The 7332-nt window shown below is 57.3% G+C and carries 8 protein-coding genes; 2 read left to right on the top strand and 6 right to left on the bottom strand.

The window, feature by feature from the left end:
* The 4 genes from BMY44_RS18020 to rpsL all read right to left on the bottom strand — a co-directional run.
* Positions 1-93: GTP-binding protein (locus BMY44_RS18020; RefSeq protein WP_018590913.1), on the bottom strand; the 93-nt coding region annotated here is incomplete at its 3' end.
* An 88-nt stretch (positions 94-181) separates the two neighbouring features.
* Positions 182-2299, bottom strand: a complete 2118-nt coding sequence (gene fusA / locus BMY44_RS18015; RefSeq protein ID WP_089997367.1) for an elongation factor G — start codon at positions 2297-2299, stop codon at positions 182-184.
* 15 nt (positions 2300-2314) lie between these two features.
* Positions 2315-2785 carry a 30S ribosomal protein S7 gene (gene rpsG, locus BMY44_RS18010; protein ID WP_089997366.1) on the bottom strand — a complete coding sequence of 157 codons (471 nt, stop codon included), beginning with the start codon at positions 2783-2785 and terminating at the stop codon, positions 2315-2317.
* A gap of 12 nt (positions 2786-2797) precedes the next feature.
* Positions 2798-3169, bottom strand: a complete 372-nt coding sequence (gene rpsL, locus BMY44_RS18005) for a 30S ribosomal protein S12 (protein WP_089997365.1) — start codon at positions 3167-3169, stop codon at positions 2798-2800.
* 435 nt (positions 3170-3604) lie between these two features.
* Here rpsL and BMY44_RS18000 point away from each other — a divergent pair, with 435 nt between their 5' ends.
* Positions 3605-4207, top strand: coding sequence for a hypothetical protein (locus BMY44_RS18000; protein WP_131801637.1), 603 nt, complete (start codon positions 3605-3607; stop codon positions 4205-4207).
* Between the two features lie 16 nt (positions 4208-4223).
* On the opposite strand, the gene BMY44_RS17995 is transcribed toward BMY44_RS18000, so the two are convergent.
* Positions 4224-5072: a DMT family transporter gene (locus BMY44_RS17995; protein ID WP_242650610.1), complete on the bottom strand. Its 849-nt coding sequence runs from the start codon at positions 5070-5072 to the stop codon at positions 4224-4226.
* Between BMY44_RS17995 and BMY44_RS17990 the strand changes: the two genes are divergently transcribed.
* Positions 5041-6177: a glycosyltransferase family 2 protein gene (locus tag BMY44_RS17990; RefSeq protein WP_242650609.1), complete on the top strand. Its 1137-nt coding sequence runs from the start codon at positions 5041-5043 to the stop codon at positions 6175-6177. The genes BMY44_RS17995 and BMY44_RS17990 overlap by 32 nt on opposite strands.
* On the opposite strand, the gene BMY44_RS17985 is transcribed toward BMY44_RS17990, so the two are convergent.
* Positions 6178-7149 (bottom strand): fatty acid desaturase family protein, encoded by a 972-nt coding sequence (locus tag BMY44_RS17985; RefSeq protein ID WP_165611886.1) that lies wholly within the window; start codon positions 7147-7149, stop codon positions 6178-6180.
* Between the last annotated feature and the right edge of the window lie 183 nt (positions 7150-7332).

The following is a 7332-nucleotide window of genomic DNA, read 5'->3' as shown; positions in this document are numbered from 1 at the left end:
CGCCGCCGTCAGCGTCGTCTTGCCGTGGTCAACGTGGCCAATCGTGCCAATGTTAACGTGGGGTTTGTTACGTTCAAACTTTGCCTTAGCCATGATGGCCTCCTTCAACTTTTGTTTGGGGCGGCGGGGTCGACCCCGCCCTACAATGATGTGGTAGGGCGGGGTTCACCCCGCCGCACCATTAAGCGTATTTCGACTGGATCTCTTCCGAGATGTTCGATGGCACCGGATCGTAGTGATCGAACTGCATCGTGAACTGCGCACGGCCCGAAGACATGGAACGCAGTGTGTTGATGTAGCCGAACATATTGGCCAGCGGCACCATAGCGTCGATGACGATTGCGTTGCCGCGTGTATCCTGACCCTGCACCATGCCGCGGCGTGATGTAAGGTCGCCGATGATCCCGCCGGTGTATTCCTCTGGCGTCACGACTTCGACCTTCATGATCGGTTCGAGCAGCTTCGCACCCGCCTTGCGCATGCCTTCACGCATACACATCCGGGCCGCGATTTCGAACGCGAGGATCGAGGAGTCCACATCGTGGAACTTGCCGTCCAGCAATTCGACCTTGAAGTCGATGACGGGGAAGCCTGCCAGCGGACCGGAGTCCATGACCGACTTGATCCCTTTTTCGACGCCAGGGATGTATTCCTTGGGCACCGCACCACCGACGATCTTGGATTCGAAGGAATAACCTTCGCCAGGCTCTGTCGGGATGATGTTCAGCTTCACTTCACCGAACTGACCGGATCCACCGGACTGCTTCTTGTGCGTGTAGGTGTGTTCCACGGCGTGACCGATGGTCTCGCGGTAGGCCACCTGCGGCGCACCGATGTTGGCTTCAACCTTGAACTCGCGCTTCATGCGGTCGACGAGGATGTCGAGGTGCAATTCGCCCATGCCCTTCATGATGGTCTGGCCGCTTTCGATGTCGGTTTCGACACGGAAGGACGGGTCTTCGGCAGACAAACGCTGCAACGCGATGCCCATCTTTTCCTGGTCACCCTTTGTCTTGGGCTCAACGGCGATCTCGATCACGGGGTCGGGGAACGTCATTGTTTCAAGAACAACCGGATCCTTGTCGGAACACAGCGTGTCACCGGTTGTCGTGTCCTTCAGACCACCCAACGCGATGATGTCGCCGGCGAATGCCTCGTCGATCTCTTCGCGGTTGTTGGAGTGCATCATCATCATCCGGCCTACACGCTCTTTCTTCCCCTTGGTGGAGTTGAGCATGTTGTCGCCCTTGGAGAGCGTACCGGAATAGATGCGTGTGAAGGTCAGCGAGCCCACAAACGGGTCGTTCATGATCTTGAACGCAAGACCAGAGAACGCCATGTCGTCGTCGGCGCGGCGCGGGATGTTACGTGTTTCTGTCTCGTCGCCCGGCTTGAAGCCCATATAGTCGACAACGTCGAGCGGGCTTGGCAGGTAGTCGATGACAGCGTTGAGCAACGGCTGAACGCCCTTGTTCTTGAACGCGGATCCACCCAGAACCGGAACAAACTTCAGCGCCAGGCAACCTTTGCGCAGCAGGCCGCGCAGGGTCGGCACGTCAGGTTCGTTGCCTTCGAGGTATTCCATCATCGCGTCGTCGTCCATTTCGACGGCCGCTTCGATCATCTTGCCACGCCATTCTTCGGCCATGTCCTTGAGGCTGTCGCGCACAGGAGCCTTGATCCAGGACGCGCCCAGATCTTCACCCTGCCACAACCACTCTTCCATGGTGACGAGGTCAATCAGACCTTCCAGTTCGGTTTCGGCACCGATCGGAATACCGACAGGCACGGCAGTCGCGCCAGTGCGGTCTTCGATCATGTGGACGCAGTTGAAAAAATCTGCGCCGATCTTGTCCATCTTGTTGACGAAGACGATGCGCGGCACCTTGTAGCGGTCGGCCTGACGCCAAACGGTTTCTGTCTGCGGCTCAACACCTGCGTTGGCATCAAGTACGGTGACAGCACCGTCGAGAACGGCCAGCGAACGTTCGACTTCGATGGTGAAGTCCACGTGGCCGGGCGTGTCGATGATGTTCATCCGGTGCTTGGGCGAGTCAGCTTCGGTGCCGTTCTCTGTGCGTTCCCAGAACGTGGTTGTCGCAGCAGAGGTAATCGTGATGCCACGTTCCTGCTCCTGCTCCATCCAGTCCATCGTGGCCGCACCATCGTGCACTTCGCCGATGTTGTGGGATTTTCCTGTATAATACAGGATGCGTTCGGAACAGGTCGTCTTGCCCGCATCAATGTGTGCAATGATGCCGAAGTTCCGGTAACGCTCGAGGGGATAATCGCGTGCCATCTAGGTACTTTCCTCTTACCAGCGGTAGTGGCTGAACGCTTTGTTCGCGTCGGCCATCTTGTGGGTGTCTTCACGCTTCTTGACGGCTGTGCCGCGGCCGTTGACCGCATCAACCAGCTCACCAGCCAGACGCTCTTCCATGGTGTTTTCGTTGCGGTTCTTCGCAGCGGCAATCAACCAACGGATCGCAAGGGCTTCGCGACGCTCTGGGCGCACTTCGACAGGCACCTGATACGTTGCACCACCCACGCGGCGCGAACGCACTTCGAGGTTTGGTTTGATGTTCTCAAGGCTTTCGTGGAAGACTTCCAGCGGGGCCTTCTTCAGCTTGTCTTCAACGCGATCGAAGGCGTTGTAGACGATGCGTTCGGCGACGGATTTCTTACCGTCAACCATCAGGTTGTTCATGAACTTTGTCAGAACCTTATCACCAAACTTTGCGTCTGGCAGAACTTCGCGTTTTTCAGCGGCGTGACGACGTGACATGCTATCTTTTCCTTACTTAGGACGCTTCGCGCCGTACTTGGAACGGCGCTGCTTACGGTCTTTGACACCTTGGGTATCAAGCACACCGCGCAGAATGTGGTAACGCACACCTGGAAGGTCTTTTACGCGGCCGCCACGGATCAGAACCACAGAGTGTTCCTGAAGGTTGTGGCTTTCACCGGGGATGTAAGAGATCACTTCGTAACCGTTGGTCAGGCGCACCTTCGCAACCTTACGCATCGCCGAGTTCGGCTTCTTTGGTGTCGTTGTATAGACGCGTGTGCAAACACCGCGTTTTTGTGGGCAGGATTCCAAGTGCATGGACTTGGATTTGTTGACTTTTGGCTGGCGCGGCTTGCGGATCAGCTGCTGAATCGTTGGCATCGTTTGATGTTCCCATCTATTCACGTATCGCGCTTTGTCTGCGCGGATTTTTCAAGACATGCCTTTCGCATCCGAAAAGCACAAAAATTCCGCAGTCAAACCCTTACCGGAGGTTTGGTGCGGTGCGTTGCAGAGGAACAAACCAGCATTAGGTCGGTTCTTGCCCACTTCAGTTCTGATATCGGACGGTAAGAGTTCCCTCTCAGGCCCGGATGAGCGGCGTATAGGGGGAGTCGATAGGGCTGTCAACAGCGGCAACCCGCTACCGCTTGCCTCTTGGCACGATGGTGAAGTTTCGCCGGTTTTCAAGCGTCGGACCACCCCGTTATTGGATAGCAACGGCCTTTGCTGAACAGTGTCCGCAAGGTGCCGGCCAAACGAGCCATGAAGCCGGTATCATTTCCATTTTTTCCCGTCTGCTCAGGAGACCGCTTCATGACCCGCCCCTTTTACATCCTCACCGCGCTCGGCTTGTTGGCCGCTTGCGGTGACCCCCTGCCCTTGACCGCTGATCGATCCGACTACAGCGATGCCGTTCTGAACAACAAGGCGGCTTCCCTGCTGGAGCCTACCGTCGTCAACGACATCCCCAGTGGTCGGGCCACCTATGAGGGTCAGTTCACGTCCAGTGCCCTGCTCAACGACGACTCGGGCTATCTGATGATCGGTGATGTCGAACTGACCGCCGATTTCGGTTCGAACAACCCGGCTGCGGTGCGTGGCGAAATCGACGACATCAATCTGATCGACCGTTTCAATTCGGAACGTCGCAACAGTCAGGAATTGAAGGGGTCGCTTGATGTCGATGGCGTCACCAGCCTTGGTGAATTCAACGCCAGTGCGCGTGGTGATTTGACTGCAGTCCTGAACAACGACGGGTTCCTGCGCGAATCCAACGTCGATCTGGACCTGAACGGAACGGTCGTCACCGACATCGACGAGGCCGATACGCTGTATGGTACCATTGATGGCGAAGGTCGTGGCGCTTTCGATCTGGAATTGACCGGCGATGGCCGGTTCACCGCATACCGCGACTGATCAAACAGCGGGCAGCCTATTTGAATACTTCGGCTGCCCGTATCTTTCGCCGCGCCCGCCCTTCGCGGTAAAGCGTGAACAAACCGGTCGCAACGACGATTGCAGCACCGACAAGGGCGATTGTGTTCGGCAATTCCCCGAACACCACCACCCCGATGACAAGCGCCACAAGCAGGCTGGTATAGCGAAAAGGTGCCACGGCACTGACATCGCCGATCCGCATTGCTGACACGGAAAACACGTAGCCGCCGATAATGAAAAAGGCCGCCGCCAGCACCTTGATGCCGGATGCACCGGTGACCGGTGACCACGCGATGAAGGCAGAGGCCACCCCCGCAGCAACCGTCACCATGACAGCCGCGATCAGCGCCGCCATGACCGACGGCACAGCGCGCGACATGCGCCGCGCTGCAAGGTCACGCACGGTCACACCGATTACCGCCGCCAGTACCCAAAGCGCGTAGATGTTGAACCCTTCCCCGCCCGGTTGAACGATCATCACCACGCCGACAAAGCCGATCAGGATCGCCGTCAGCCGCCGCCAACCCAAGGCTTCGCCAAAGAACAGCGCCGCAGCAAGGCTGACCGTCAGGGGCAAGGCCTGCAGGATTGCGGAAACATTGGCGATCGGCATGTTGAACAAGGCCGTGATGAACAGATAGGCAACGGCGATTTCACACAGGCCCCGCAAAGCAATCAGCCACCAATCCATGCGGCTGAACCCCAGCCGCAACTGGCCAAGGGCGGCGCAAAGGATCGTCAGGAACAGCGTCACGCACAGGCCACGCAGGAACACGGCCTGAAACAGCGGCAGTTCGCCCGAAAGCGCCTTCATGAATGCATCGTTGAAGGTGAAGGCCGCCATCGAGCCGACCATCAACAGCGCGCCGCGTGTGTTGTCCGAAATCTGCATGACGCAAGCGGTAGCAGCGAAGGATGATGGACGCCAGCGGGGACTTCTGGTCTTTACGACGGCAATGACAACGCATGAATCCTCTGACTGTGTCGTTGCCGCAGCAATGCGTAACGAAGGCCCCTTCATCGTGGAATGGGTCGCATGGTATCGCATGCTTGGCTTTCGCATCATCGTGGCGACGAACGACTGCACCGATCATTCGCCCGCACTGTTGGACGCGTTGCAGGATGCGGGCTGGGTCAAACATATCAAACACACACCACGTCCTGACCTGCCGCCAAAGATTTCGGCGCACCGGGTCTTGCACGACAGTGACACCGTGCGGCGGGCGGACTGGGTGCTTGTCTGCGATGTAGACGAGTTTCTGGTCCTGCACGCCACCGACACGATCCAGGGCCTTCTTGCGGCGCTGCCATCGCCGTTTCTGGGTGTGGCGTTCAGCTGGAAAACCTTCGGGATCGGCGGATGGCAACGCTATCAACCGGGCCTGACCCATCGTCAGTTCAAACGCTGCGGGCTGTCAAACCTGCTGGTCAACCGCCCCTTCAAATCGCTGTACCGCTACCCGACCGTCTTTCGCCGGATGGGGGCGCATACGCCGCATGAATTCAGCGGCGACTGGGCTGCCCCGGAAAACGCATGGATCACTGCAGATGGCAGGCCCCTGCCCCGCTTTGCCCAAGCCGACGCGCACCCGATCCGCTTTCTTGCGCAGGACGAGATCAGCCATGAGACCGCGCAGATGAACCACTACGTGCTGCGCTCTGCCGAGCATTTCGACATGAAACGCGGGACACCAAGCGCAAGCGCGTTCAAGGACCGATATACCGATGATTTCTTCAAGCGCCGCAACCGCAACGGCATGGTCGATCAATCGGCGCTCCGGTTTACTGACCAATTCGATGCGATCCATGCGCAAGCGATGGCCTTGCCAGACGTTCAACGGCTGCATCACCTTTGCGGTGCCGACTACGTGGCGCGATTGGCGGCGCATCAGGGCAAAGATCACCGGTCTGATCCCCGCTGGCAGTTTCATATGGAGTCCGCCGGCTAGTCATTCTGCCGGGTGCAGCAAGCCCGGTTGTTTCAGGTCGGAAAAGCGAACCATCTTGCCCTGTTCTTCGTCCCAAAGCTTCCACTGGATGCATTTCACTACTTCAATCAGCGTCAGGCGCGTGGGTTCCAGATGATCGGACAGATCAATGTGACATTGCTTGAGCTTGTAGGCGGGAATGCGGGAATTGAGGTGGTGCAGATCGTGGTAAGCGAAATTGAAGGTCATGAAATCATAGAACCAGCCAAGGTCGATGACCGACGATCCCCGCAATGATGCTTCCTCGAAATCGACGTCAGGGCCGCTGGCCCAATAGGTTTCTTCGTGGTTGTGTCCGACGTAGACCATGAACACGCCAACACAAATTGTGACCGTCATCGCCAGCGCCATAAACGCAAATGCGGGCCAGCCACCCAAAAGATAGGCACCACCCCACAGCGCGGCCATCATCAGATTTTGCACAACGACATCGACCAAACCGGTTTTCAGCGCGTTCTTTGGAAAGCGGTAGCGGACCATGATGACAAAAACCGGGCCGATAAAGAAAATCGACGGCAACGAGCGGTAGGTGCGATAGAACAACTTTCCCCAGATTGATGCGTCCTGATACTGGCGCACGGTCCAGGTCAGCACCTCATGGTTTTCCATCCGGTCCAGATTGCCGATATAAGCATGATGCTGGTTGTGGTTGTATTGCATGGCGTAATACGGGTTGGCCGTGATCGCACCCGACAGCACACCAACGATGTCATTTGCCTTGCGCGATGTGAAATAGGAACCGTGGCCGCAGTCATGCTGGATGCCAAACATGCGCATTGTCCCGCACATGAACGCAACGACAGAAACCGCCGTCAACAAGACATTTCCCCAACCGAGTGTTCCGGCAATGATCGCGCCGAAATAGCAGACGAACGTGACAATCAAGTGAAAAACAGCTTGGCGGTTGTCTGGTGACGCGTAATCTCGCGTCATCGCTCGGATGGACATTGGGGCCTCGAAATCATGTATTCAAATCTGTGCTTAACGCTAGGCGAGCCGTGCCCACGGATCAAGTCAGGCAAACCCGCAGATTGCTTGGACCCACCGGTTATTCCGCACATTCGCCGTGTTGCGGAATGTTGCTAACGTCAAAGGACACGATAACATAGGTTAAAG

Origin of the sequence: Cognatiyoonia koreensis, assembly GCF_900109295.1 — a bacterium.
Lineage (GTDB): Bacteria > Pseudomonadota > Alphaproteobacteria > Rhodobacterales > Rhodobacteraceae > Cognatiyoonia > Cognatiyoonia koreensis.
This window is presented reverse-complemented; position numbering and strand designations above follow the sequence as displayed.